This window comes from Kribbella sp. NPDC051586 (assembly GCF_044453965.1).
GTDB lineage: Bacteria > Actinomycetota > Actinomycetes > Propionibacteriales > Kribbellaceae > Kribbella.
This window is the reverse complement of record NZ_JBITDF010000005.1, coordinates 189,742-214,563: the sequence shown is the minus strand read 5'-3', so window position 1 is coordinate 214,563 and position 24,822 is coordinate 189,742. Positions and strand designations below refer to the sequence as shown.

Sequence of the window (24,822 nt, the reverse complement as noted above, 5' to 3'; positions counted from 1 at the left end):
CACCACAATCGGCCCGCGACGGCTCGCGCATGCGTGTGCTCGTCGCGGGCCGACGATTGTGATGGCCTGGACATCCAGGATTGACCCTCCGGTTACCGGAGGGTGGAAGCTTGTCGCATGAGGGCGACGGTGACGGTGGGGGAGTTCTCCCGCCTGACGCATCTGAGTGTGAAGAGCCTGCACCACTACCACGAGATCGGCCTGCTCGCGCCCGTCTCGGTCGACGCCTCGTCCGGCTACCGGCGGTACAGCACCGCCCAGGTCGACACGGCGCAGTTGATCCGGCGGCTGCGCGAGTTGCGGATGCCGTTGGCGGACGTGCAGGCGGTGGTCGACGCCGGTGACGGCGCGGCGCGGGAGGAGCGGCTGCGGGCGCATCTCGAGCGGATGGAGACCGAGCTCGCGCACACCCGCGAGGTGGTGGTTTCGCTGCGCGAGCTGCTGACTCCGGGGCAGCCGGTGCTCGAGGTGGAGTACCGGTTCATCCCGGCGTTCCGTGCCTACGGCGTCCGCGGTCAGGTCGTGCGCGACGAGATCGGGCCGTGGTGCGAGTTCGCGTTCGGTCGGCTCGACGCGGTGGCCGGCGACATCCGCGCGACCTCGGGAGCGACGTACAGCGATGAGTTCTTCACCGACGACGTGGGGGAGGTCGTCACTTTCCTCCCGGTCGCGCCCGACCAGGCACCGGCCGACGGGGTGGAGCTTGTCGACCTGCCCGGCGGGTACTTCGCGATCGCCGTCCACGCCGGCCCGATGACCGACTTCGACCGTACGTACGGCGCGCTCGGCAGCCACGTCGCGGAGTACTGCGAAGTGGCGCCCGGCCCGATCCGTGAGCTGTACCCGATCGGCCCGGGCGACGTGCCCGATCCGGCCGACTACCGAACCGAAGTCTGCTGGCCGATCCAGCAGATCCCTGTACCGAAAGGCTGAAACGTGTCCATTTCTCTCGAGAACATCGCGTTCGACTGCGCCGATGCGGCAACACTGGCGACCTTCTGGGCCGGCGTGCTGTCGACCGAGGTCGATGCTGATGGCAACCAGTTCTTCGCGACCGTGAACCGCGCCGGCGACGGACCGACGCTGATGTTCCTGCAGGTCCCCGAGCCGCGCAACGGCAAGAACCGGCTGCACGTCGACCTGGCCGCCACCGACTGGGCCGCCGAGGTCGACCGACTGGTCGGACTCGGCGCCAAGCGCGTCGACGAGCACAACGAATACGGCACGCACTGGATCACGCTCGCCGACCCAGAAGGCAATGTCTTCGACGTGGCCGAAGCCCACTAGCGGCAGACGTACCGGCTGCCGTCAACGGCCGCCTGGTCCGCACCGACCAGTTCGTCCAGGCGGGCTCGCGCCCGCGCCACCGGCCACCGGAAGGCGCGGGCGAGTTCGCCGGGCGTGGTCGCGAGCATCGTGTCCAGGAACCGCCCGGCCGCGAGCGCATGATCCGCCGATCCGCCGACCTCGAACTGCCGGCAGGTGAGCGCGATGAGCGCGGCCGGCCAGCCGGATGCGGACTCGTGCACACCCGCGGTGGTCACCAGCAGGTTCCGCTGCAGTTCGGTGATCGCCCGTTGATAGCGGCCACGATCGCCGATCAGGGATCGCAGGGTCGCGCTCGGCAACGGTTCGGCGGCGATGGCATCGGCGATCTCATGAGCGGCCGGCGACAGGTCCAGGGTCAGGTGGTCGCTGGGGTCGCCCGCGGCCGGGTACAGCGCGTTCAGGAGCTCCGGCGACAGGAACGTTCCACGGCCGCCGAGATACGCGCCGTACCAGGCAAGCCCCCGGCGGGGCAGCTCGTCCTTCCAGGTCCAGACACGCTGCTCGTTCGTCCCCATGCCGCTGCCGAACGGTTCCTCGTCCTCGCCCGCGACCGCCTCCCACAGCGACGGTACGACGGTCCTCGGTGCCGGAAAAAGCAGCGCGAAACCGACGTCGTCGATGAATCGCGCGGACCGCTCGATCGATGCCACCCGCCGTCCGCGGACCCACCAGCGGCCGGCGCGCGCCCGGCCGAGCTCGGCGTCAGGACTGCCCGGGTTTCCCATCGGGCCAGTCAATCACCGGATCCCTCGCACCAGCCGGGCGGCCGGAGGAATGTGAGAAGTGTCAGGCGGCGCCGTCGCTTATTCCATCTGGTCCAGGTGCGCCTCGAGGGCGTCGAGGCGGTCGTGCCACAGGTCGCGGTACGGCGCCAGCCAGGCGTCGATCTCGGCGAGCGGCGCCGGGCGGAGGCGGTACCAGCGGCGCTGGGCGTCGTGACGGACCTCCACCAGCCCGGCGTCGCGCAGTACCTTCAGGTGTTTCGACACCGCGGGCTGGCTGAGCGTCAGCGCGTCGACAAGCTCGCCGACCGGTCGCTCGCCCGCGCGCAACAGATCGAGGATCTCCCGCCGTCGAGGCTCGGCCAGCACCTCGAACGTAGTTGCCATACCAGGAATATAACCCGATTCATCCCGTCTCACGCCGGGCCGGAAGCGCGAGCGCGGCGACCGACGCGGCGGCCGTGATCCCGATCGCCGTCCAGAAGGCGGCCGGGAACGATGCACGCTGCAGGATCACCGCGAGTACTGCGGTCCCGAGCGATCCACCGATCTGCTGCAGGATCCGGGTCCCGGTGGTCGCGGCGGCGTACTGCGACTTCGGCAGCGTCGCGTACGTCGCTGTGATGGACGGGAGCAACGATGTGGTCAGTCCGGCACCGCGAACGACCAGCGCGATCGCCAGCAGAGTCACCGGCGTTCCCGGCCCGGCGACGGCGAAGGGGATCGTGCCCGCCACCGCGAGCGCGAGACCGATCAGCATGATCGTCCGCGTCGCGCCGGTCCGGTCGAGGATCCGGCCGACGAAGAGCGTTCCGGCGATCGCTCCGAGCCCTTGCGGCGCCAGCAGGAGCCCGGCCTCGAGCGGGCTCGCGCCGCGCAACCGTTGGTAGTACAGCGGCAGCAGCAGCATCGCGCCGAAGAGTGATCCGCCGAAGATGAACACCAGCGTCGCGGACGCGCTGAAGGACCGGTTGCGAAACAGCCGGAGGTCGAACAACGGCGCCGAGCTCCGTAGCGCGTGCACGCCGTACCCGACGAGCAGGACGGCCCCGGCTGCCGCCCCGGCCAGGGCGCCGGCGGGGAGGCGGCTGGATTCGCCGTACGACGTGAGGCCGTAGATGAGGATCGCGAGTCCGGGGGAGAGGAGCAGCAGTCCGCGGACATCGAGGGACGGGCGGGTCGCGGCTGCCTCGCCGTGGACCAGCTTGCGCGAGAGCACGAGCGCCGCGAGCGTGACCGGGACATTGATCAGGAACGCCCAGCGCCAGTCGAGCGTGCCGATGATCAGACCGCCGAGCACCGGCCCGGCGACGGGCGCGAGCTGTGTGGGCACGATGACGAAGGTCATCAGCCGGCCCATAGTGGCCTGATCGGCCTCGTCGGCGAGGGCGATCCGGATCAGCGGCAGCATCATGCCGCCGCCGATGCCTTGCAGCACCCGGAACCCGATCAGCGCACCGGCGGACCAGGCGCCCGCGCACAGCAGCGAACCCAGTCCGAAGCCGATCAGGCAGAACGCCCACATCCGCCGGACGCCGAACCGGGCAACGGCCCAGCCGGTCAGCGGAAGCGTGGCGGTGAGGGCCAGCAGGTACGCCGTGGTGACCCACTGGATCGTCGACAGCGGCGAACCGAATTCGTGCGTGAGCCGGTTGATCGCGACGCTGACGATCGTGGTGTCGAGCTGGGCGGCGACCGCGCCGAGGGACAGCACCAGCGCGAGCCGGATCAGCCGCGGCTCGAGCCTGGTCGTCTCTGCAACGGACATGGATGGTCTCCAAACTAGACTTGACGGTTCAGTCTCGTTTGAAGCTAGATGAGACTGAACCGTCTAGTCAAGTAAGGTGGGGGTCGTGAGCTCCTCAGAGACTGCGGCCGGGCCCGGGCGACCGCCGGTGCGGCACCGGTCGCCGGCGAAGCGCTCGGCGATCCTGGCCGCGGCCTCGAAGCTGTTCCTCGCGCAGGGGTACGAGCGGACCAGCGTCGACGCGATCGCGGCCGAGGCCGGCGTGGGGAAGCAGACCGTCTACGGGCACTTCGGGGACAAGGAGAAGCTCTTCCTGGCGGTGATCGAGGAGACGCGCCGGGAGCAGGATGCCGCGCTCGGCCCGGCGCTGCGGGACACCGGCGATCCGCTGGCCGATCTGACCGCGGCCGTCGAGCTGGTCCTCGACGGTGTGCTGTCGCCGCCGATCGCCGCGTTGCATCGACTGACGATCGCCGAGTTGCCGCATCACCCGGAGTTGCAGCGGCTGTGGCGCGACAAGACCAGCAAGCGTGAACGCGCGGCCGTGATCGCCGACTATCTCGGGGCTTGTGATGCGAGGGGTCTGCTGCGAGTTCCCGACCCCGAGCTCGCTACGCGGCAGCTGACCTATCTGGCCCTCGCCGAAGGACGGGTGGCGACCCTGCAAGGGACCGAGCCGCTGACGAAGGCCGAGCGGCACCGGATCGCGCATGAGGCCGCCGACCTGATAGTGCGCGCCCACCGCCCCTAAGGTGCGTGGCCGAAGGCGGCCGTGAAGGCTTCGCGGAACAGGTCGGGCAGGTCGGGTTTGCCGTCGTCGGCGGCCCAGTGGAGTAAGGCGATGTGGGTGACGGCGAGGCAGGCGCTCGCGGCTGCACGGGCGGCGTACTCGAGGGTCGGATCGTCGGCGCGGATTGCCTTGACGAAGGCGTCCTGGAGGCGGAACTGGCTGTCCAGGTGGCGGGCCTGGAGGGCCGGCGTCGAGATCATCAGCTGGAGCCGGACGAGGAGCAGGTCCGTGCTCGCTCCGTCGAGCGTCGCCAGGATGGCGCGGCCGATGCGGTCGGTGATTGCGCCGGTTGACGGGAGTTCCGCGATCGACGTCGCGGCCTGCTCGTCGAAGTCGTCGTACAGGACGAGGTCTTCCTTGGTGGGGAAGTTCCGGTAGACCGTCATCGCCGAGACGCCCGCAGCGTCGGCGACCTCGTTCACAGTGGTCGCGTCGTACCCCTGCCGGCTGAACAGGCGGAGCGCCTGCCGCTGGATGCGTTGCCGGGTGTCGGCGCGCTGGCGGTCCCTCAAGTTCATGTGGTAGATACTAACAACATGATAGTTTCTAACATGAATGACAGGATCGCGTTGGTGACGGGTGCGTCCCGCGGTATCGGGCGGGCGATCGCAGAGCGGCTGGCCGAGGCGGGGGCGGAGGTGGCGGTGCACTACAACCAGGACAAGGCCGGTGCCGAGGAGACGCTCGAGCGGATCGGCGGTCGCGGATTCGTGATCGGGGCCGAGTTGGGCGTGCCGGGGGACGTCGCTGCGGTGGTCGGGCAACTGGGTGCGGGCTTGGACGGACGGCCGCTCGATGTACTGGTGAACAATGCCGCAGCGCAGCCCGCCGGCCCGATCGGCACGGATACCGAAGCGGCGTTCGATCGGCTGATGGCGGTGAACGTGCGCGCGCCGTACTTCCTGATCCAGCGGCTGCTGCCGGTGCTGGCCGACGGCGGCCGGATCATCTCCGTTTCCTCGGTCGCGACCCGGATGGCGAACCCGGCGCAGACCTCGTTCGCGATGACGAAGGGTGCGGTCGAGACGATGACGCGCACCCTGGCGCAGGAGCTGGGCCGGCGACGGATCACTGTGAACGCCGTCGCGCCCGGCGCCACCAGGATCGAGGCGAACGGCGCGATCTTCGAGACTCCGGGGCTGTCGGAGTTGGTCGTCGGTCACACCGCGCTCGGCCGGCTGGGCAGCGGTGAGGACGTCGCCGAGGTGGTCGCGTTCCTGGCGTCGCCGGCGGCGCGGTGGGTCACCGGCCAGGTGGTCGACGCGTCGGGCGGTCTACACCTCGGAGTCGGCTGATTCGGTGCCGGCTGATTCGGTGTCGAGGAAGAGGTGTACGTCGGGGTGGGTGCGGAGCGCCGTACCGGGACGGGCGGGGCCGATCGGCTGGGTGAGGGTGTCGTGGACGGCCTGGCGTTTGACCGCGCCGGGGACCGAGCCGATCAGGGCCCGGGCGTTGAGGAGGCGGGGGATCGTGACCGTGACGGCGTGCGTGGGTACGTCGTCCATCGTGGCGAAGTTGCCCTCGTCGACCTGCTGGCGGCGGCTGGTTTCGTCCAGAGCGACGATCTTCGCGGCGCGGGGATCGTCGAAGTCGGCGGGCGGATCGTTGAAGGCGAGGTGGCCGTTGACGCCGAGCCCGAACAGCACCAGGTCGAACGGATCGTCGCCCATCAGCGCCGCGTACGACTCCGGGCCCGCCTCCGGGGCGAGCGGGTGGAAGGTTGCCTTCGGCACCTGATCGAGGAAGGTCCGGTGCAGCCAGTTCCGGAAGGACTGCGGGGCGTCCGGCGACAGGTCGACGTACTCGTCCATGTGGAAGCACTCGACCCGGCTCCAGTCGATGTCCGGCTCCACGGCGAGCGCGGCCAGGGTCGCGGTCTGGCTCGGCGCCGCGGCCAGCATGATCCGCGCGCGTCCGCTCGTCGCGATGGCCTTGCGGAGGTGCTCGGCGGCCGCGGTGGCTGCGGCGCGGCCGAGCTCCGCACGCGTCGGGTACGTGCTGATCCGGGGAGCGTGCTCGACTGTCATGAAGACCCTTCCGGTTGGCAGATGTCGTGGCAAAGGTTCGCACAGCCGGGGGTTTTCCCCCGGTCGGTACGGTGGATGGCTCCAGTGTGTTGGGCGTGGCCGCGCAACTAGCGTCGCACCCATGATGCCGACGACGAATCAGGTGATGATGACCGCGCTGCAGGCGACGCAGGAGCCGACCGGTGGAGTGGCCGGGTGGGCGATCGATCTGATGGAGCGGATGGGCCCGGCGGGCGCCGGGCTGGCGGTCGCGCTCGAGAACCTCTTCCCGCCGTTGCCCAGCGAGGTGATCCTGCCGCTGGCCGGGTTCGCGGCGGCCCGTGGTGATCTGGGGCTGGCGAGCGCGATCGTCTTCACCACGCTGGGTTCGGTCGTCGGCGCCCTCGCGCTGTACGGCGTGGGCGCGGTGCTGGGCCGCGATCGGACCAGGACGATCGCCGCGAAGCTGCCGCTGGTGAAGGTGACCGATATCGACAAGGCCGAGGAATGGTTCCTGCGGCACGGCGCCAAGGCGGTGCTGATCGGGCGGCTCGTTCCGGTCGTGCGGAGTCTGATCTCGGTGCCGGCCGGGGTGGAGCGGATGCGGGTCTCGCTGTTCCTGCTGCTGACCGCGATCGGGAGCCTGGGGTGGAATTCGCTGCTCATCCTGGCCGGGTACCAGCTCGGCGAGCGGTGGCATCTGGTCGAGTCGTCGGTCGGCGTGTTCCAGAAGCTGGTGATCGTGGGTGCGGTCGCGGCGGTGGCGTGGTTCGTGGTCGTGAAGCTGCGAGGGCGTTCAGATCCTGAGAAAGTCCAGTAGCCTGCTCGACTTTGACTACGCTCGGGGTATCACTGCCGATGCGTCAGGAGTTGGGTCAGATGCCCTCAGCCGCGTTCGAGTCCCAGCATGTGTCCGTGGTCACCGTGGTCGGCAATCCACGGCCGGGTTCGCGGACGGCGGCCGCGGCGGCGTCGGTCGCGGAGTTGCTCGCCTCCGAGCTCGGTACGCCGTACCGGATCGACGAGCTGATCGACCTGGTGACGCTCGCGCCGGCGATCTTCGAGAGTGCCGCTGATCGTGCGGCGTTGGACCAGGCGATCGACCTGGTGTCGTCGGCCTCGGTGATCGTCCTCGCGACGCCGGTCTACAAAGGCAGTTACACCGGCCTGCTGAAGAGCTTCCTCGACGTACTGCGGCCTGGGGCGCTGGCCGGCGCGGTCGTCGTACCGGTCACCGTGTCCGCGGCCCCGAGTCACAAGTTGCTCGCCGACCACCATCTCCGCCCGGTCCTCGCCGAACTCGGCGCCAGCGTGCCCGTCCCCGGCGTGATCCTCGAGGAGCGCGACCTCGAGGACCTCCAGGTAGTCCTCTCCAGTTGGATCCGCACCAACGCCGCCATCATCCAGGCCACGACGATCGCCCTGCAGCCGGTGGCGGAGCCTACGCCGGCGCGGTAGCCGTGCGAGCTTTCCGGAAGATAGTTGGCGCTGGGTGGCACAAAACTTCCGGAAAGCTACTGCCACGGTCAGTCGGTGTAGGTGGGTTGGGTGGGGGCGTGGCGGAGGGTTGTGGTTGCGGGAAGGAGGGTGGAGGCGAAGGTGAGGATGGTGGCGGCTGCGACGATGACGCCGTAGATCCACAGTGGGCCGGTGGGGATGGCGCTGGTGGAGACCTTGGCGGAGAAGGGGAGCAAGCAGGCCAGGGCTATCGCTGTTCCCAGCGTGACTCCCGCGAGGGTGACCAGCGTGCTTTCGGTCCACAGCATTCGGAGGACCTGGAACCGGGTGGAGCCGGTCAGCCGTTGCAGCGCGAACTCACGACGCCGGCGCAACGTCGACGACACGAGCGTGTTGACGACCGAGACTGCGGTGTACGCGATCAGCATGCCGACGAGCATGTAGTTGACCCACGCCTGCGTCTGCAGATCCTCCGCGTTCGCCGCGACCAACGTACTGCGGTCGGCGACCTGCACACTCGGATGCGCCGCCGCGAGCTTGGCCAGCCCCGGCCGTACGTCGGCACCTGGCGTGGCGCGGACGAGGATCTGCTTGGTCAGGCCGTCCGTCGTGTGCGCGGCCACCAACGAGGCGGGCATGATGATCGTCTCGTACCCGCGTTCCGCCGCGAACGTCGCAACCACCCGCAGCTTCACGGTCGTCCCGTCGCCCAACGTCATCGTGACCTCCGACCCGACACCGCGACCCGTCTTGGTGGCCATGTAGTCGGGGATCGCGACGGTAGACCCGGTCAGTCCGGCGAGCGATCCGCTCGTCAACCGAACCGGCGCCGTACCGTCCGCGCCCTGCGCGTCCACGCCGATCACCGGCGCACCGTCCTCGTCGAACGGCGCGTTCCGCGGCTCATCGACCGCGCCGATGCTCCGGACGAACGCCGACGCACTCGCAACACCAGGTGTGGCGCGGACCTGCTCGAGTACCGTCGACGACAGGCCGGCGTCCGACACCAGTACGGCGTCTGCGCGCAGATCCCGGGTGAACGCTTCGGAGGACGCGTGGACCTGGGTCGTCTGCATGTACAGGTTCGCGGTCGAGATGCCGACGGCAAGCATCACCGGCATCACCGCGGCCGACATTGCGACCGAGCGCGCCGACAGGTTGCGGATCGCGAGGCGACCGTTCACCCGGGTCAGCGCCTGGACCGGCCACCGCCAGAAGGCCAGCACGGCCTTGGTCCAGAAGGGACCGAGCAGCGCGACGCCGATCGCCCAGCAGAGGATCGACGGACCCGCGGTGGAGGCGGCCAGCGGCCCGGTCATCACCGTCGCGGTGACGATCAGCAGCGCGAGTCCGCCGCCGAGGAAGAGCAGCCCGAACAGCAGCCGGATCCAGCCGAACCACTTCCGCTGCAGCGACGCCTCGGCCAGCGCTTCGACCGGGCGGATCTTCGCCGACTTCCGGGCCGCGATGATCCCTGCCCCGACGGCCGCGAGTACGGCGGCGCCGGCGCCGGCCGCGAACGGGATCCAGCCCTGCGAGAACTCGATCACCGGGGACGCGACGCCGTGCGTGCTGAGCTGGTCGAACAGGAAGCGCCCCAGGAACGTGCCCGGAATCACCCCGACGGCTACGGCCGGGAGCGAGACGAGGAGTGCCTCGCCGAGGATCATCCGGCGGACCTGGCCCGGCGTCGTGCCGATGCCGCGGAGCAGGGCGAACTCACGCTCGCGGTGTTGCGCGGCCAGCGCCAGGGTCGACGCGACGACGAACATCATCGTCATGGCCGCGATGCCGCCGAAGGATCCGGCGACCGCGATCAGAGCGGTCTTCTGGGACTCGGCGTCCGGGTGTTCGGCAAGGCCGCGATCGACGCCCTGGCTGACGGTGAGGTTGCCGTCCACCTTCTGCAGACGCTTCTTGACCTCGTCGAGGTTGGTGCCGGAGGCAACTTGTACGCCGACATCGGCGTACCGGCCCGGGTTGCGGACCAGTTCCGCGGCGTCGTCGTCGGAGAAGAAGGCGTGCGTCGACGCTGTCGGGGCGATACCGCTGATGGTGAAGGACTTCGGTTCACCGTTGATCAGGAGGGTCAGGTGCCGGCCAACCTTGCCGGACGCAACTACTACCTCACCGGAACGCGGTGCGTGCCCGGCGCTCAGGTGATAAGGAGCGAGTGCCGCGCTTGACCAGTTGTGGCCCTCGGCAATCGACGAGCCGCCGGTGGCGAAGGCAGGGAAGGTGTAGTCGCCGATGGCGGAGGAAACACCTTGAGTAGAACGGATCTTGGCGAGCAGGTCTACCGGGACGCCGACCCGCTCGGGTAGGGGAGTGGCGTCCTCCTGACCTGGGCGTAGGTGGGACTGCTTGCCGCTGACAACCAGCGACGTCCCGGCCAGGCGTTGCGGGTCGACGTTGGAGCGGATGCCGGTTTCCATCAGGCCCCCGCAGGCCATCACGATCGCCGTACCGAAGACGACCGCGACGAAGGTGGCGATGAACCCGCTCTTGCGGTGGCGCAAGGTGCGGATGGCTTGGCGCATCATCCCGCCACCACCTGCAGGTTGGACCGCGCGCCGAGGTGGGTCATCCGGTCCGCGACCTGTTCGGCCGTCGGAGCGGTCAGGCTGCCGGCCAGTACGCCGTCGGCCAGGAAGACGACCTGGTCGGCGTACGACGCCGCGACCGGATCGTGGGTGACCATGACGACCGTCTGGCCCTGGGTGCGGACCGGCTCGCGCAGCAGCTCGAGGACGTCGGCCGCGGTCTGCGTGTCGAGCGCGCCGGTCGGCTCGTCGGCGAAGATGACCGCCGGACGGGCGACGAGTGCGCGGGCGATCGCGACGCGCTGCTGCTGGCCGCCGGACAGTTCGCCCGGCCGGTGCTTGTACCGGTCGGCCAGACCGACGCGCTCCAGGACGCGGCGGACCGCGGCCTTGTTCACCCGCCGGCCGTCGAGCTCCTGCGGAAGGCAGACGTTCTGCCAGACGGTCAGCGCCGGCAGCAGGTTGAACGACTGGAACACGAACCCGATTCGCTCGCGGCGGAGCTCGGTCAGCTTGCGCTCGCTCAGCCCGGCCAGCGGCAGGCCGTCGATCAGCACGCTGCCCGACGTCGGCCGGTCGAGCCCGGCGGCACAGTGCAGGAACGTGCTCTTGCCCGACCCGGACGGACCCATCACCGCGGTGAAGGTGCCGGGGGCGAATTTCATCGAGATCCCGTTGAGGGCGGTGACGGCGTTCCCGCCACGGCCGTAGACCCGTCGTACGTCCTGCAGGACGACCGAGTATCCGGCCCCGTCGACTGCTTCCTGCTTCCGCTTTCTCATGCCGCTGACGCTACGGAGCCGCGGCGTACCGACCCATGGTGCTGGACCACCGTACGGGGTGGGTGAAACTCCACCTCCGGCTAGCGGAGCAGGGCCCGCAATCCAGCCTTGTAGGTGGCCGGGGTGATGTCGCCGATCAGCAGTCGCTGGAGGACGAAGCCGGGGACCATGCTGAACATGACCTGGGCGACGTACTCGGGATCGACGTCCGGGTCGAGGGTGCCGTCAGCCTGCGCGCGACGGGCGATCACCAGGAAATGGCTGCGGAGCTTGCAGTACTTGCCCTTGGCGACCTGCCGGATCTCCTCGTTGCGCAGCGCCTCGGCCCAGGCCTGTACGGCGATCCGGGTGACGTCTCCGGCCGGCGCCCCGGCGATCTCGACCACCTGCTCGATCGTCGCTTCGAGAGCGGCCAGCGGGGTCAGCGGCTGCTCGGTGGCCAGGAGGTTCTCGAAGAGCTCGTCGACCGTGTCGAGCGCGCTCTCGGCGATCGCCGCGACGATCTCCTCCTTGCTCTTGAAGTAGCCGTACACCGCTCCCGCCGACAGGCCGGACTCGCGGATCACGTCGGCCATCGTCGTCTTGTGGAAGCCCTCCGCGTTCATGCAGACACGGGCCGCCGCGACGATCTGCTCGCGGCGGGCCAGGCGGTGCTCCTCAGTGACCTTCGGCACGCTCGCAACATAAAACGAATGTCCGTTCTTGACAAGTCACCGGACCCTCGCAACGCTATAAAGAACGGACATTCGGTTTTTTGGATGAAGGAGTTTCCGCCATGACCACTGAGGCGCACGCGGCCGAACGTCGCCGGCCGCCCCTGATCGCCGTCATCACCCTGCTGACCGCGGTCCTCACCGTGTTCCTGATCGCCTTCGCCTGGCCGTCCGCACGGTCCGAGCCGCGGGACATCCCGATCGCGGTGTCCGGTCCGACGCCGGCCGTCGAACAGGTCAAGGCCCAGCTCGGGCAGGCGATGCCCGGCGGCTTCGAGATCACCGCGGTACCGGACCGGGCCGCGGCTGTGCAGCGGATCGAGGACCGGGACGCGTACGGCGCGATCGTGCTGGACTCGGCGCAGCCCGAAGTACTGACCGCTTCCGCGGGTGGCCCGGCCGTCGCGCAGATCCTGACCCAGCTGTCCACGCGGATGTCGCCGCAGAGCCCCGCGAAGGTCACGGACATCGTCCCGCTGCCGAAGGACGACCCGCGCGGCGCCGGTCTGGCCGCGGGCGCGCTGCCGCTCGTGCTGGGCGGCATCATCGCCGCGGCCGCGCTGACCCAGTTGGTGCGGCCCGGGGCGAAGCGTGTGGTCGGGGCGATCGCGTTCGCGATCACGGGCGGGCTCGCGCTGGCCGCCGTACTGCAGTACTGGCTCGGCTCGTTCGAGGGAAGCTACCTCGGCAACGCGGGCGTGATCGCGATGTCGATCGGGGCGATCAGCCTGACTCTGCTCGGGCTCGAGTGGCTGATCGGTGCGGCGGGACTCGCGCTCGGCAGCGCGACGATGATGCTGCTCGGCAACCCGCTGTCCGGGATGACGAGCGCGCCGGAGATGCTGCCGAACGGCTGGAGCACCTTGGGGCAGTTCCTGCCGCCGGGCGCAGCCGGTACGGCGCTACGCTCGGTGAGCTTCTTCGACGGCGCGGGAGCCGCCAGACCACTCGTCGTACTGGCCTGCTGGTTGCTCGGCGGGCTGGCGCTGTGTGCGCTCGGAGCGCTCCGCACGCGGGGACGCGCCGTACCCGCTCGACACGAGGCGTCTGCCGTCGCAGCCTGACAAAGTAGCGGTATGACAGCGCGGTGATCGGATCGTTACGTGCCGGTCGCCGCGTTCCTGCCTGGCTACCGCGACAACGTTGTCTCTCAAGCATTGACTTCGGTTGCTCGGGGCTCCTACGGTCACGGAAAAGCCCGCAGGGTTTGGGCCGTGGTACCGGCATGACAACGATTGCCCCGAAGGTGGACCTGATGGTGACTAGGAAACGTTTCATGGCAGCGGCCGCCGCGGGCGCGCTGCTGCTCGGGGTCTCGGCCTGTAGTCAAGGCTCGACGACCAAGCAGCCGGACGCCGGCAGCGCGCAGAGCTCCGGGCCCGCGCACATCAAGATCGCGTATCAGCAGTGGGGCCCTGGCGTGGTGATGAAGAACTTCCTCACCGGCGTCAAGTCGGAGTACGAGGCCGCACATCCGGGCTCCCAGGTCGAGATCGTTCCGGTCGTGGCCAGCGAGAACGACTACTACACCAAGATCCAGTTGATGATGCGCTCGCCGAACACGGCGCCGGACATCGTCTACGAGGACACCTTCCTGATCAACTCCGACATCACCGCGGGTTACCTGAAGCCGCTGGACGACTACATCGGCAAGTGGGACCAGTGGAGCCAGTTCGAGGACACCGCCAAGGGCGCGGCGCGAGGCCAGGACGGCAAGACGTACGGCGTACCGGACGGCACCGACACCCGGGCGCTCTGGTACAACAAGCAGATCTTCGCGAAGGCCGGCCTGCCCGCCGACTGGCAGCCGAAGACGTGGGACGACGTGCTCAGCGCCGCGCGCACCATCAAGCAGAAGGTGCCGGGCGTGATCCCGTTCAACATGTACTCCGGCAAGCCGATGGGTGAGGCCTCGGCCATGCAGGGCTTCGAGATGCTGCTCTACGGCACCAAGGACACCCTGTACAACTACGACCAGAAGAAGTGGGTCGTCGGCAGCCAGGGCTTCAAGGACTCGCTGAACTTCGTCAAGACCGTCTTCTCCGAGGGCCTGGCCCCGTCCCCGAAGGACGCGCTCAGCCCGAACATGGGCAGCAAGGTCGGCACCGAGCTGCTGCCGCAGAGCAAGCTGGCGATCGACCTCGACGGCTCCTGGATCTACGGCAACTGGCTGAAGTCCGGCGCCAAGCCGTGGCCGCAGTGGAGCACCGTGCTCGGCCAGACCGCGATGCCGACGCAGGACGGCAGCGGCAAGGGCAAGGTCAGCCTCTCCGGCGGCTGGACCTGGGCGATCCCGGCCAAGTCGAAGAACCCCGACGCGGCCTGGGACTTCATCAAGACCCTGCAGACCCAGAAGAACGCCGCCAAGTACGCCACCGACGGCGCGCAGATCGCGGTCCGCAAGGACGTCGCCTCCGACGCAGCGTACAAGTCCTCCTCGGCGAGCACCCAGTTCTTCACGGACCTGGTCTCGGTCACGGTGTACCGCCCGGCGCTGCCGGAGTACCCGAAGGTCTCGAACGAGATCATCACCGCGATGGAATCGGTGATGACCGGTCAGTCCCAGCCTGATGCGGCGGCGAAGAACTACGACCAGGCGGTCGAGGGCATCGTCGGCGGCAAGGACAGTACGACGACGAAGAGCACTGGCCAGTAGCTCGGAGGATTCTCCCCTGTGACGACGACTGTCGCTCCCCCCTCCAAGGCCGCCGCTGGTACTCCCAGCCGGCGGCCGCGGGGGGCCAAACTCATCCGGATGCTGCCGCTGTCGCCGGCCATCGGACTGATGCTGGTCTTCCTGGCCGGCCCGATCATCTACTGCGTGTACGCCGCGTTCACGAACATGGCGCTCACCGGTACCGGCGCGGCGAACGTGAAGTTCGTCGGGCTGGACAACTTCCGCAAGGCGTTCGGCAGCGGCGCGTTCACGAACGCGATCTGGCTGACGCTGGTGTTCACGCTGATCTCCGCGATCATCGGGCAGAACACGCTGGGCCTCGGCCTGGCCCTGCTGATGCGCAAGTCGACGAAGTACGTGCGCAACTTCGTCGGTACGGCGGTGATCGGCGCGTGGGTGCTGCCCGAGGTCGTCGCGGCGTACCTGCTGAGCGCGTTCTTCAACGACGACGGCACGCTGAACGTGATGCTGAAGGCCGTCGGGCTGCCCGGTCAGGACTGGTTGTACGGGGCACCGATCATCGCGGTGTCGCTGGCCAACATCTGGCGCGGTACGGCGTTCTCGATGCTGGTGTACTCCGCGGCGCTGAGCGAGATTCCCAAGGAGATCGAGGAATCCGCCGAGATGGACGGCGCCGGCGGCTGGCGGCGACTGCTGTTCGTCACGCTGCCGATGATCACCCGCGCGGTGATGACCAACTTGATGCTGATCACGCTGCAGACGCTGAGCGTGTTCGGTCTCATCTACGCGATGACCCGGGGCGGCCCGGGGACCAAGAGTCAGACGTTGCCGCTGTACATGTACGAGCAGGCGTTCAGCTTCTCCCAGATCGGCTACGGCACGGCGATCGCTCTGGTGATGCTGGCGATCGGCGCGGTCTTCTCGCTGATCTACCTGCGTGGACTGAACTCGGAGGCAGCATGATTGCGCGGGACCGGATGAGCAAGCTCGCGTCGAACCTGGTGCTGCTGGCCATCGGCGTACTGTTCGTCCTGCCGTTGCTGTGGGTGCTGTTCGCGTCGATCAACCGGACGGCGGGGCTGCGGGTCGAGTTCCCGACGCATCCGACGTTGGGGAACTTCAAGGCGGTGCTGAACACCGACACGACGTACCGGCCCGTTCTGAACGGGATCGTGCTGTGTGGCGGGGCGGCGTTGCTGACGATGATCTGCGCGGTGCTGGCGGCTTATCCGTTGTCGCGGTTCCGGACTCGGTTCAACCGGCCGTTCTTGTTGACGGTGCTGTTCTGCACGGGGTTGCCGATCACTGCGGTGATGGTGCCGGTGTACGGGTTGTTCGTGCAGCTGAACCTCGTGGACACGCTCGGCGGGACGATCATGTTCATGGCGACGAGTGCGTTGCCGTTCGCGATCTGGCTGACGAAGACGTTCATGGACGGCGTACCGCTTTCTCTGGAGGAAGCGGCGTGGGTCGACGGCGCCGGGAACATGCGGGCGCTGTGGGCGATCGTGCTGCCGCTGATGTGGCCGGGGATCGCCGTGGTGCTGATCTTCACGTTCATCGGCATGTGGGGGAACTTCTTCGTCCCCTTCATGCTGCTGCTTTCGCCGGAGCGCTTGCCGGCGTCGGTCAGCATCTTCACCTTCTTCGGCCAGTACGGCGAACCGAACTACGGGCAGCTGGCGGCGTACTCCCTCATCTACACGACGCCCGTCCTGCTCCTGTACCTGCTCCTCAGCCGCAAACTAGGCGGCGCCTTCGCCCTCGGCGGCGCCATCAAGGGCTGACGTGGTGGCGCGGAGAGCCGATGGGGTTTGGCCTTGAACAGGTGGTGGGGACTGGCGACAGGGCATGCCTTGTCAACAGTCCCCAGGGGGTCTTCACAGTTGTTCCGAGGCGCGTTGGCGGGTGCGGCCGAGGTGGGTTCCGTGCGGGGCGCGTAAGCGGTGCAGGTCGGGGGGTGGCCGATCAGTTTGTTGCGGCTTCTTTCCAGGAGGCTAGTTTTTGGTCGAAGGTGCAGTCCCACTGGTGGTCGGGGAGGGCGTTCGCGTAGCGGTCCAGCGCGAGGGGGGCCAGGGTGGCTGTTGTCTGGGGAGCGGTGTCGGTGACCACGGCCAGGCGTACGACGAAGGTGACCAGGCGGGTCAGCTTCGAGTGGTCCTTGGTGGTTTCCAGCTCTTTGAGTTGGGAGCGGAGTTGTTTGATCGTGCGGAGGGCCGCGCGGTGCTCGCCCCGGCCGGGGGCGGAGGCGAGGTCGTCGGCGGGGATGCCAAGGAGCTCGGCGAAGGCGTCCAGGTCGGCGTCGTCGGACGACGCGGTGGAGGACTTGCCGAAGCGGCGCGGTTTGTCGGCCTGGAGGCGGTCGGCGAGCTGGTCGAGTAGCTGGTCAAGGCCCTGGACGACCTGCGGGAGTACGCCGTCGGCGGTCCTGCGCCGGTTGGTTGCCAGCGCGGTGACCCGGTCGTGTTCCGCCTCGACGGTCGATCGCAGGGTCTCGGGCCAGTCGTCCAGCCCGGTCAGTTCTTCCTGCGGCGGCGCTGACGCGTTCAGGTCGCCGGCGCTCAACGGCTTCGCGCCGGAACGGGCGGCATCGATCTCTTCGCCGATCTTCTTCTGCGGACCCGGAACGATTGAACTCACACGTCCACCCTACGCAGATTCCAGACCGACGGTACGACCAGCGTGATCACGGTGATCAGGATGAAGAGGGCGGCGCCGTACAGCTCGACGGCTTTCACGCTGACGACGGCGGCGACGTACCCGACGGTGAGTTGGCCGACCGGGCCGGCGATGAACGAGCCGAGCATGTCGTACGACGAGACGCGGGAGAGCTTCTCGATCGGGATGTGCTGGCCGAGGGCGGTCTCCCAGCTGATGCCGAAGATGTCGAAGCCGACGCCGAGGAGGAACGCGGCGATCGCCATCGCCCAGGTGTACGGGAAGAGCGCCAGGCACAGCATGACCGGGACCGTGAGCAGCATGCCGAGCATGCCCGTACGCAGCGGATAGCGGGGTTTGAGGCGGAGCATGATGATGCCGCTGGCAACTAGTCCGGCGCCGAAGCACGCGCTCACGAGGCCCCAGCCGGTTCGCCCGAACGTACGGTCCGCGATCACCGGGCCGAGGGTTTGGTAGCACGCGGTGAAGATCAGGTTCAGCAGGCCGAACGCGAGCACGATCACCCAGACCCACTGCCGGGAGACGAACTCGCTCCAGCCGTCGCGCAGGTCGGTCAGCATGGAGGTGGCCGCGCGTTCGATCCGTGGGATGGTGAGGCTGGACAGCAGTACGGCGGCGATCAGGAACGTTACGGCGTCGACCGCGAGACCGACGCCCGGACCGGTCAGGCCGACGATGACGCCCGCGACCGCGCCGCCGCCGATCATCGCCGCCGACCGGGCGAAGCCCGCGATCGCGTTCGCCTGCGGGAGTTCGGCGCGCTCCACGATCGACGGCAGGATGCCGGTCATCGCGGGCATGACGAACGCGGCCGCGATCCCGTTGACCGCCTCGATCGCGGCGAGCTGCCAGATGGTCGCGTGTCCGGAGAGTACGAGCGTCGCGGCCAGCCCCTGGGTCAGTCCGCTGACCGTGTTGGCGACGACGAGTACGAGGTGGCGGGGGAGCCGGTCGGAGATGACGCCGCCGATCAGCAGGAAGACGATGTTCGGGATGCTGCGGGCCGCGAGTACGATGCCGACCGCGCTCGCCGAGTCCGAGACATCCAGGACTGCGAACACCAGCGCCACGGGGGCGATCGTCGACCCGAGGATCGAGATGAACCGCGCGGAGATGAACACCCGCACGTCCCGATGCCGCAGTACGGCCAGATCCTCCCGGAACCCCACTGCGCCCCCTCCGTCATCCCGAACCCGCCGATCCTACGGGCTGCTGGTCCAGGCCGACCTGCTGTTTTCGCAGAGCGAACTAGTCGGGGTGCGACCTGCATACCGACAGGAGGTGTCCGGCCTCAGGTAGTGCACCTGAGCGTGATCGCTTCCGCGCGTACAGCGTCTCAGTGGTGCACTACCTGTCCAGCTGCCGACCTCCGCCCCGTGGCCGGCCGTCGGCGAGGCGGAGGTTGAGTTCGACCTCCCACTTGGTCTTGCGTGGTGCGGGGATCGGTGCGCAACGCCTTGTACCTGCAGGTTGCGTAGGTAATCCTCGACACCTACATGTCCTTCGTTGTCACTGGGTGTGATGGGGGGAATGCCGCTACCTTGGGGTATTGGTCCTCGATCTGCAGGAGGCTCCGTGAAGATCAACGACGTACTGCGCGGTAAGGGCAACCAGGTCGTCACCATCTCCCCAGAAGCCACTGTCACCGAGCTGCTCGCCCTGCTGGCCGAGAAGAACATCGGCGCGGTGGTGGTCAGTGCGGACGGGTCGACGGTGTCGGGCATCGTGTCGGAGCGTGACGTGGTCCGGCTCTGGAACGGTACGCCGGACGCGGGCGACGTGCGTGTGAGCGCGATCATGACGGCCGAGGTCCGCACCGCGACACCGGACGACCTGATCGACAACCTGATGCGGCTGATGACCGAGCACCGGATCCGGCACGTCCCGGTCGTTGTCGATGGCAACCTCGCCGGCCTGGTCAGCATCGGTGACGTGGTCAAGTCCCGGATCGGCGAACTCGAGTTCGAGAAGGAACAGCTCTCCAACTACATCAGCAGCTGATCAGACGGCGGCGAACACCACGAGCATCGCCACCACGAACAGCCTCCGCTCGGGCGGCCCGAGCGGAGGAACAGGTGGTCCGTCAGCTCAGGTCGATCAGGTCGCCGAGGTCGAGGCCCTCGAGTTGCGGCCGGACGTCCTTCGCTTCCCCTACGACGACGACCAGCAGGCCGTCGGTTCCGACGTACCGGCGGTAGGCGTCGGTCGCCTCGGCCGCGGTGGTCGCCGCGATCTGACTCAGGTAGGTGTCGGCGAAGTCGATCGGTACGCCGTTGGCGATGTTGCTGCCGACCTGCTGGGCGACCGAGTCGGCCTGCTCGTAGCGCAGGGGAGCGGTGCGGATCAGGCTGTCCTTCGCCTCCTGGACCTCCTGCTCGGTGAGACCGTCGCGGGCTTCGCGCAGGATGCGGAGCGCGTCACCGATCGCGGCGCCGGTCACCTCGGTGCGTACGGCGCCGCCGAGGCTGAAGGTCCCGCCCTTGCGCGGCGCCGCGAAGCTGGTCCGCGTGCCGTACGTGTACCCCTTCTCCTCGCGCAGCACGGTGTCCACGCGCGAGGTGATGGTCCCGCCGACGACGTGGTTCGCGACCGCGGCCGAACCCCATCCGGCGTCCCGCCGATCGGGACCGGCACATCCGATCAGCAGCTGGCTCTGCACCGAGCCCGGCCGGTTGACGAGCACGACCCGATTGCCCGGGAGGTAGATCGGCTCGGGCGTCTCGAGCGCTGCGCCGGCCGTCGACGTCCAGCCCGCGAAGGCCTCGTCGATGATCCCGGCCACGTCCACACCGGTCGCGTCGCCGGCGAAGAGGATCTCGGCGCGCTCGGGCCCGATGTTCCGGCGGTAGAAGTCGGCCACCTGGACGTTGGTCAGCGGCCGGATCGTGTCCGGCGTACCCGCGGTGGGCCGGGACCGACGCGTCGACTGGTCGAAGAGATGGGACGCGAACGCCTCGCGCGCCCGGTACCCGGCGTTGGCGCGCTCCTGGTTGATCTCGCCGAGCCGGATCGTCACGTGCCGGCCGACGTCGGCCTGGTTGAACGCGGGTCGCGTGATCGCCTCCGCCAGCAGCGCGACGGCCGGCGCGAGATGCGACACGGGCACGGAGATCTCGACATGCAGCGCATCCGAGCTGACGTCCACGCCGTACGCCGCTCCGTGGCGCTCGAGCGCGGCGGCGAACTCGTTGGCCGAATGCAGTTCGGTGCCCTCGTCGAGCGTCCGCGACATGATCGTCGCGACGCCTTCGAGTTCACGCGGCTCCGCGATCAGCTGCATCGCGATGGTGACCCGGACGGTGGCGACGTACTGCCCCGGGCGGTCGAAGACGTGCACCGGAGTACCGACGCTGGTCCGCGTCGTTACTGCTTCGGGGAACTTCCACGGACGCGGTGCGCCGACGGCCGGTGGGGTGGTCAGAACCTGGTTCATTCCTGCTCTCCTGCCGTCTCTGCCAGCTCTGATGTGGCCTCTTGACGGCGGTAGCTCACCTGGACCCGCCCGGACGCGCGGACCCACTTCGCGGCAGCCGCTTGCACCTGCTCGACGGTCACGGCCTGGATCTGGTCGATGCGGTTGTTGATCCGGTTCGCGTCGCCGAACAGCAGGGCATGGTGCGAGATCTCGTCGGCGCGACCGGCGCAGGTCGCCAACTGCTCCAACCAGTCCCGCTCTGCCTGCGCCTGCACCGTGGCCAGCTCGTCCGCGGTCACGCCGTCGGTGGCCAGCTTCTCGATCTCTTCGAGCAGTGCGTCCTCGACCTTCTGCAGATCGACACCGTCGGACGCGATCCCGGTCAGCGTGCCGAACGAAATCCCGCCGATCAGCGGCAGCGCGCCGCCGGACACCGACTGCGCGATCTGCTCGTCGCGGACCAGCCGCCGGTTCAGTCGCCCGCTCTGACCTGCCGCCAAAATATCCAAAGCGAGCCCGGCCGCGTCGAGCTCCGGCGTACCGTCGACCGGCAGCCGGAACATCATGGTGATCAGGTCGGACGGTACGTCGGACTCCACGTCGTCGCGCTGTACGTCGGTCATCGGACCGATCGTCCCGTCCGGCGCCGGCGGCGGTGTGGCGATCGCGGGCAGGTGGCCGAAGTACCGCTTGGCGGCGTCGAACGCGTCGTCCTCGGACACGTCACCGACGATCGTGAGGACGGCGTTGTTCGGCCCGTAGTACTTGCGGAAGAACGCGTGCACGTCCTCCAGCGAGGCAGCGTCGAGGTCGGCCATCGAGCCGATCGTCATATGCGCGTACGGGTGGCCCTCGGGGAACGCGAGCCGGACCAGCCGCTCGTACGAATCGCCGTACGGCCGGTTGTCGTACGACTGCCGCTTCTCCTCCTTCACCACGTCGCGCTGGTTGTCCAGGTTCTCCTGGTTGACCGCGTCGAGCAGGTAGCCCATCCGGTCCGCCTCGAGCCAGAGCGCGAGGTCGAGGCCGCCGCTGGGCAGCGACTCGAAGTAGTTGGTGCGATCGAAGAACGTGCTCGCGTTCAGGCTGGCGCCGGCGGTCTCCAGCAGGCTGAAGTGCTGACCGGAGGCGACGTTGCGCGACCCCTGGAACATCAGGTGCTCGAAGAGGTGCGCGAACCCGGTCAGGCCCGGTGGTTCATGGCGCGAGCCGACGTCGTACCAGAGGTTGACGGCGACGATCGGCACGGCACGGTCCGAGCTCACGACGACCCGGAGGCCGTTGTCGAGCGTCTGCTCCGCGATGGGGTACGTCAAGGGCATACCGGCCACCATACGTGGTCGCGAAATTCCCGGCAGGCGATGTCGATCCCGGCCCGGGTCGCGCATCGGAGTGGTAGATGCTGTAACCGAGTGTGGACGAGAGAGGTGACCCGCAAGTGGGCAAGTACCTGGTGATGATCTACGACGACGAGGCGAAGTGGGCCGCGGACGACGGGTCGGTGATGGAGCAGAACCACAAGAACCATCAAGCGTTTGCCGAGGCCAACGGATCCGCGATCCGCGGCGGCGGGCAGCTCGACGGGAGTGAGACCGCGACGTCGATCCGTTCCGACGGCAACGGCGGGTACGTCGTCACCGACGGCGTCTTCGCCGAGACCAAGGAAGTGATGGGCGGGTACTACATCATCGAGGCGGCCGACCTGGACGAGGCGCTCGCGATCGCCAAGCAGGTGCCGTCGCCGATGGGTGGTGTCGAAGTCCGCCCGCTGGTCAACGGTGGCTGACCTGGACGCCCAAGAGGTCACGCAGGCGGTCGCGGAGGCGCACTCGACCGAGTGGGCCTCCGTGCTCGCCGCGACCGCTCGCGTCGCTGCGGACCTGGACCTGGCCGAGGACTGCGTGCAGGACGCGTACGCCAAGGCCCTCGTGCACTGGCGGGAACAGGGCGTACCGCGCAAGCCAGGCGCCTGGCTGACGACGGTCGCCACCCGGCGGGCGCTCGAGTTGAGGCGGCGTGCGGACGTGGCCCGGCGGAAGCTGCCGCTGCTCATGCCGGTCGAAGACGTTCAGGACGGGACGTTTCCGGATGATCGGCTGCGGTTGGTGTTCACCTGCTGCCACCCGGCGCTCGCGCAAGAGGCGCAGGTCGCGTTGACGCTGCGGCTGGTGTGCGGGCTGTCGTCGGCGGAGATCGCGAAGGCGTTCCTGGTGAAGGAAGCCACGATGCAGGCCCGCATCACCCGCGCCAAGCAGAAGATCTCCCGCTCGAGCATCCCGTACCGCATCCCCCGTACGCCGGAACTCCCGGAGCGCATCGAGGCCGTGCTCGACGTGGTGCACCTCGTGTACACGGCAGGGCACACAGCAGTGGACGGCGATGAGCTGACCCGGCCGGACCTCGCCCGGCGGGGGATCGACCTGGCGCGGATGATGCGGATGCTGCTGCCGGACAGCGCGGAGACGGCGGGCCTGCTCGCGCTCCTGTTGCTCGCGCAGGCGCGAGAGGCAGCGCGGGTCGAGGGCGGCCGCTTGGTGCTGATGGAGGATCAGGACAGGTCACGATGGGATCAGGGACTGATCGCCGAGGGGCTGGGGCTGGTGCCGGAGGCACTGGCAGGCCGGCCGGAAGCGGGTGCGACCGCCGGGCGGTTCGCGGTGATGGCCGCGATTGCCGCCGTCCATGCTGAGGCGGGGCGGTGGGAGGACACCGACTGGGGCGAGATCCTCGGCCTCTACGACGTCTTGCTGGCTCGTTGGCCGTCGCCGGTCGTCGCGTTGAACCGGGTCGTGGCGCTGAGCTACGTCGAGGGCCCACGGGCGGCGCTGGCCGAGTTGCCGGACGACGCGGCGTTGGCGACGTACCCGTATCTGGCGTCCACCCGCGCCGAGCTCCTCCGGCGCCTAGGCCGCACCCACGAGGCCCGAGCAGCCTACGAGGAAGCCCTCGCCTTCACCACCAACCCCACCGAAGCGGACTTCCTGCAACGACGAATCCACCGTCCCACCTGATCCCTGCGCTGGATATCCCCTCGCCTTGTGGGTTCTTCGTTCGTACACCACCAGAGAACCCTCCACGCCAGGGGATATCCCCTGGTATTACTCGAGGCGTTTGAGTACTTCGTCGTGGAGGCGGCCGTTGGTGGCGACGGCGTTGGGGCCGTTGGGGCCGGGGGCGCCTTCGACCGAGGTGAACTTGCCGCCGGCCTCGTCGACGATGATCGCCAGGGCGGCCATGTCGTAGAGGTTGAGCTCGGGCTCGGCGGCGATGTCGACCGCGCCCTCGGCGACGAGCATGTACGACCAGAAGTCGCCGTACGCGCGGGTGCGCCAGACCGAGTCCATCAGGTCGGCCCACTGGTTCTTCTTGCCGAGCTTCTCCCAGCCCTTGAGCGAGGCGTACGACAGCGAGGCGTCCTCGATCTTGCTGACGTCGCTGACCCGGCACGGCTGCGACGAGTGCAGCGCGCGACCGGTCCAGGCGCCGTCGCCGTACGACGCCCACCAGCGCTTGCCGAGCGCGGGCGCCGAGACGACGCCGACGACGACCTGGTCCTCGATCATCAGGCTGATCAGCGTCGCCCAGACCGGGACGCCGCGGATGTAGTTCTTGGTGCCGTCGATCGGGTCGACGACCCAGCGCCGTACGCCCCAGCCGCTGGTGCCGTCCTCCTCGCCCACGAACGCGTCCCGCGGCCGGGCCCGGGAGAGCGTCTTGCGCATCACATCCTCGACCTTCTTGTCCGATTCGCTCACCGGGGTGAGGTCGGGCTTGGTGGCCACGTGCAGGTCGAGCGCCTTGTAGCGGTCCATCGTGGTCGAGTCCGCGTCGTCGGCCAGGATGTGGGCGAGCCGCAGGTCATCCGTGTGCGAAGGCATGCCGGAAGGCTAACCTGACCCCCGCCCCCGTGGTTCGGCCGTCCGGGAACTGTTGCGGATCGGTTGCGGCGCGAATTGAACCGAACGCGGTCGTTGAACGTGCCATTAGTGTCTGACCACGT

The 24,822-nt window shown here is 68.6% G+C and carries 26 protein-coding genes; 13 read left to right on the top strand and 13 right to left on the bottom strand.

Translation table 11 applies throughout. The annotated features are described in order from the left end of the window. Window positions 1-117: 117 nt before the first annotated feature. Together ACIA58_RS34550 and ACIA58_RS34545 are read left to right on the top strand one after the other, a co-directional pair. On the top strand, window positions 118-933 hold the full coding sequence (locus ACIA58_RS34550) for a MerR family transcriptional regulator (RefSeq protein WP_396408045.1): 816 nt from the start codon (window positions 118-120) through the stop codon (window positions 931-933). A gap of 3 nt (window positions 934-936) precedes the next feature. After that, a complete protein-coding gene (locus ACIA58_RS34545) occupies window positions 937-1,287 on the top strand; it encodes a VOC family protein (protein ID WP_396408044.1) in 351 nt (116 codons plus the stop codon). Here ACIA58_RS34545 and ACIA58_RS34540 read toward each other — a convergent pair. From ACIA58_RS34540 to ACIA58_RS34530, 3 genes are all read right to left on the bottom strand, one after another. Further along, entirely contained in the window at window positions 1,284-2,054 is a 771-nt protein-coding gene (locus tag ACIA58_RS34540) for a hypothetical protein (RefSeq protein ID WP_396408043.1), read from the bottom strand. The two genes, ACIA58_RS34545 and ACIA58_RS34540, sit on opposite strands and share 4 nt — an antisense overlap. 78 nt (window positions 2,055-2,132) lie before the next feature. Further along, window positions 2,133-2,438, bottom strand: coding sequence for an ArsR/SmtB family transcription factor (locus ACIA58_RS34535; RefSeq protein WP_396408042.1), 306 nt, complete (start codon window positions 2,436-2,438; stop codon window positions 2,133-2,135). Window positions 2,439-2,457: 19 nt separating this feature from the next. After that, on the bottom strand, window positions 2,458-3,819 hold the full coding sequence (locus ACIA58_RS34530; protein WP_396408041.1) for a DHA2 family efflux MFS transporter permease subunit: 1,362 nt from the start codon (window positions 3,817-3,819) through the stop codon (window positions 2,458-2,460). Between the two features lie 85 nt (window positions 3,820-3,904). Here ACIA58_RS34530 and ACIA58_RS34525 point away from each other — a divergent pair, with 85 nt between their 5' ends. Beyond that, window positions 3,905-4,549, top strand: a complete 645-nt coding sequence (locus ACIA58_RS34525) for a TetR/AcrR family transcriptional regulator (RefSeq protein ID WP_396408040.1) — start codon at window positions 3,905-3,907, stop codon at window positions 4,547-4,549. On the opposite strand, the gene ACIA58_RS34520 is transcribed toward ACIA58_RS34525, so the two are convergent. Beyond that, window positions 4,546-5,106 (bottom strand): TetR/AcrR family transcriptional regulator, encoded by a 561-nt coding sequence (locus tag ACIA58_RS34520; RefSeq protein ID WP_396408039.1) that lies wholly within the window; start codon window positions 5,104-5,106, stop codon window positions 4,546-4,548. The two genes, ACIA58_RS34525 and ACIA58_RS34520, sit on opposite strands and share 4 nt — an antisense overlap. Window positions 5,107-5,139: 33 nt before the next feature. Between ACIA58_RS34520 and ACIA58_RS34515 the strand changes: the two genes are divergently transcribed. Further along, the gene (locus tag ACIA58_RS34515; protein WP_396408038.1) at window positions 5,140-5,883 is read left to right on the top strand and encodes an SDR family NAD(P)-dependent oxidoreductase; all 744 of its coding nucleotides are present in this window, start codon (window positions 5,140-5,142) and stop codon (window positions 5,881-5,883) included. On the opposite strand, the gene ACIA58_RS34510 is transcribed toward ACIA58_RS34515, so the two are convergent. After that, entirely contained in the window at window positions 5,863-6,615 is a 753-nt protein-coding gene (locus tag ACIA58_RS34510; RefSeq protein ID WP_396408037.1) for a 6-phosphogluconolactonase, read from the bottom strand. The two genes, ACIA58_RS34515 and ACIA58_RS34510, sit on opposite strands and share 21 nt — an antisense overlap. 121 nt (window positions 6,616-6,736) lie before the next feature. On the opposite strand from ACIA58_RS34510, the gene ACIA58_RS34505 reads away from it, so the two are divergent. Further along, window positions 6,737-7,414, top strand: a complete 678-nt coding sequence (locus ACIA58_RS34505) for a DedA family protein (RefSeq protein ID WP_396408036.1) — start codon at window positions 6,737-6,739, stop codon at window positions 7,412-7,414. A 59-nt stretch (window positions 7,415-7,473) separates the two neighbouring features. Then, window positions 7,474-8,052, top strand: coding sequence for an NADPH-dependent FMN reductase (locus ACIA58_RS34500; RefSeq protein WP_396408035.1), 579 nt, complete (start codon window positions 7,474-7,476; stop codon window positions 8,050-8,052). Window positions 8,053-8,120: 68 nt separating this feature from the next. On the opposite strand, the gene ACIA58_RS34495 is transcribed toward ACIA58_RS34500, so the two are convergent. The 3 genes from ACIA58_RS34495 to ACIA58_RS34485 form a co-directional block, all read right to left on the bottom strand. After that, complete coding sequence (locus ACIA58_RS34495) at window positions 8,121-10,595, bottom strand: ABC transporter permease (protein WP_396408034.1); 2,475 nt, start codon at window positions 10,593-10,595, stop codon at window positions 8,121-8,123. Beyond that, complete coding sequence (locus ACIA58_RS34490) at window positions 10,592-11,377, bottom strand: ABC transporter ATP-binding protein (RefSeq protein WP_396408033.1); 786 nt, start codon at window positions 11,375-11,377, stop codon at window positions 10,592-10,594. Before ACIA58_RS34490 ends, ACIA58_RS34495 begins: the two co-directional genes overlap by 4 nt. A gap of 80 nt (window positions 11,378-11,457) precedes the next feature. Further along, window positions 11,458-12,051 (bottom strand): TetR/AcrR family transcriptional regulator, encoded by a 594-nt coding sequence (locus ACIA58_RS34485; RefSeq protein WP_396408032.1) that lies wholly within the window; start codon window positions 12,049-12,051, stop codon window positions 11,458-11,460. Between the two features lie 101 nt (window positions 12,052-12,152). Here ACIA58_RS34485 and ACIA58_RS34480 point away from each other — a divergent pair, with 101 nt between their 5' ends. The 4 genes from ACIA58_RS34480 (at window position 12,153) to ACIA58_RS34465 (ending at window position 16,515) form a co-directional block, all read left to right on the top strand. Continuing rightward, window positions 12,153-13,154: a hypothetical protein gene (locus ACIA58_RS34480; protein WP_396408031.1), complete on the top strand. Its 1,002-nt coding sequence runs from the start codon at window positions 12,153-12,155 to the stop codon at window positions 13,152-13,154. 191 nt (window positions 13,155-13,345) lie between these two features. Next, window positions 13,346-14,746 carry an extracellular solute-binding protein gene (locus ACIA58_RS34475; protein ID WP_396408030.1) on the top strand — a complete coding sequence of 467 codons (1,401 nt, stop codon included), beginning with the start codon at window positions 13,346-13,348 and terminating at the stop codon, window positions 14,744-14,746. A gap of 18 nt (window positions 14,747-14,764) precedes the next feature. Next, the gene (locus ACIA58_RS34470; RefSeq protein ID WP_396408029.1) at window positions 14,765-15,691 is read left to right on the top strand and encodes a carbohydrate ABC transporter permease; all 927 of its coding nucleotides are present in this window, start codon (window positions 14,765-14,767) and stop codon (window positions 15,689-15,691) included. Continuing rightward, window positions 15,688-16,515, top strand: coding sequence for a carbohydrate ABC transporter permease (locus ACIA58_RS34465; RefSeq protein ID WP_396408028.1), 828 nt, complete (start codon window positions 15,688-15,690; stop codon window positions 16,513-16,515). The genes ACIA58_RS34470 and ACIA58_RS34465 overlap by 4 nt, the downstream gene beginning before the upstream one ends. Before the next feature lie 181 nt (window positions 16,516-16,696). On the opposite strand, the gene ACIA58_RS34460 is transcribed toward ACIA58_RS34465, so the two are convergent. Both ACIA58_RS34460 and ACIA58_RS34455 read right to left on the bottom strand, forming a co-directional pair. Continuing rightward, entirely contained in the window at window positions 16,697-17,368 is a 672-nt protein-coding gene (locus ACIA58_RS34460; protein ID WP_396408027.1) for a hypothetical protein, read from the bottom strand. Continuing rightward, window positions 17,365-18,576, bottom strand: a complete 1,212-nt coding sequence (locus ACIA58_RS34455; RefSeq protein ID WP_396408026.1) for an MFS transporter — start codon at window positions 18,574-18,576, stop codon at window positions 17,365-17,367. Before ACIA58_RS34455 ends, ACIA58_RS34460 begins: the two co-directional genes overlap by 4 nt. Window positions 18,577-18,982: 406 nt before the next feature. Between ACIA58_RS34455 and ACIA58_RS34450 the strand changes: the two genes are divergently transcribed. After that, a complete protein-coding gene (locus ACIA58_RS34450) occupies window positions 18,983-19,408 on the top strand; it encodes a CBS domain-containing protein (RefSeq protein ID WP_396408025.1) in 426 nt (141 codons plus the stop codon). Between the two features lie 82 nt (window positions 19,409-19,490). Here the strand turns inward: ACIA58_RS34450 and ACIA58_RS34445 are convergent, their stop codons facing one another. After that, window positions 19,491-20,840 (bottom strand): M16 family metallopeptidase, encoded by a 1,350-nt coding sequence (locus tag ACIA58_RS34445; RefSeq protein WP_396408024.1) that lies wholly within the window; start codon window positions 20,838-20,840, stop codon window positions 19,491-19,493. Beyond that, window positions 20,837-22,144, bottom strand: coding sequence for a M16 family metallopeptidase (locus ACIA58_RS34440; protein ID WP_396408023.1), 1,308 nt, complete (start codon window positions 22,142-22,144; stop codon window positions 20,837-20,839). Before ACIA58_RS34440 ends, ACIA58_RS34445 begins: the two co-directional genes overlap by 4 nt. 116 nt (window positions 22,145-22,260) lie before the next feature. Between ACIA58_RS34440 and ACIA58_RS34435 the strand changes: the two genes are divergently transcribed. Then, window positions 22,261-22,608 carry a YciI family protein gene (locus ACIA58_RS34435; protein WP_396408022.1) on the top strand — a complete coding sequence of 116 codons (348 nt, stop codon included), beginning with the start codon at window positions 22,261-22,263 and terminating at the stop codon, window positions 22,606-22,608. Next, complete coding sequence (locus ACIA58_RS34430) at window positions 22,601-23,833, top strand: RNA polymerase sigma factor (protein ID WP_396408021.1); 1,233 nt, start codon at window positions 22,601-22,603, stop codon at window positions 23,831-23,833. Before ACIA58_RS34435 ends, ACIA58_RS34430 begins: the two co-directional genes overlap by 8 nt. Before the next feature lie 87 nt (window positions 23,834-23,920). Here ACIA58_RS34430 and hisN read toward each other — a convergent pair whose 3' ends face one another. Continuing rightward, window positions 23,921-24,700, bottom strand: coding sequence for a histidinol-phosphatase (gene hisN, locus ACIA58_RS34425; RefSeq protein ID WP_327636980.1), 780 nt, complete (start codon window positions 24,698-24,700; stop codon window positions 23,921-23,923). Window positions 24,701-24,822 lie beyond the last annotated feature (122 nt).